The 898-nt window shown below is 48.1% G+C and carries 1 pseudogene; it reads left to right on the top strand.

Annotation, left to right across the window (positions count from 1 at the left end):
- A pseudogene (locus ACUYLD_RS25415) lies at window positions 1-898 on the top strand (IS1182 family transposase); the annotation flags it as partial.

Genomic DNA, 898 nt, shown 5'->3' with positions numbered 1-898 from the left:
CGCTGTATTGTGCGGACAACGGGCGTCCTGCCATTGATCCTACCGTGTTGTTTAAAATGATCTTTCTCGGTTATTTCTATGGCATTCGCTCAGAACGGCAACTCGAGCGTGAAATTCAGACGAACCTGGCTTATCGCTGGTTCCTGGGGCTGGGCTTAACGGATAAAGTTCCAGACCATACGACGATTAGCTGGAATCGTCGCACTCGCTTTAAAGACACCACGATCTTTCAAGATATCTTCGATGAAATTGTGCTGCAGGCGATCTCTCACCGAATGGTGGGTGGGCGTGTTCTCGTCACCGATTCCACACACGTCAAAGCCAATGCTAACAGGCACCAGTACACCAAAGAACAAGTGTTGCAGAATACCAAAGACTATATGGACGAGCTTAACGAAGCGGTGAAGGAGGACCGGAAAAGCCACGGAAAAAAGCCTTAAAATCCCGAGAGGAAGTGAACGAAGAAAAAGAAATTAAAGTGAACAAAACAGACCCGGACAGCGGCTATATGATCCGTGATGGCAAGCCTGAAGGCTTCTTCTATCTGGACCACCGCACAGTGGATATGAAGTACAATCTGATTACGGATGTGCATGTGACGCCGGGGAATGTACATGATTCTGTCCCCTATTTGTCCCGTTTGGATCGACAAAGAGAACGCTTTGGTTTTCAAGTAGAAGCTGTTGCGCTAGATTCAGGTTATTTAACGACGCCGATTTGCCGAGGTTTGCAAAACCGAAAGATTTTTGCCGTGATTGCTCACCGAAGATTCCATCCCAGACAAGGGCTGTTTCCGAAATGGAAGTTTGAATACGATGCCAAACGCAATGTGTATAGATGCCCAGCCCAACAGGAACTGCCCTACCGAACGACGGACCGTAAGGGATACCGGCAGTAT

It is taken from the genome of Paenibacillus sp. SER-28 (genome assembly GCF_052906305.1).
The sequence above is the reverse complement of the archived record's forward strand: the minus strand, read 5'-3'. Positions and strand labels throughout refer to the sequence as shown.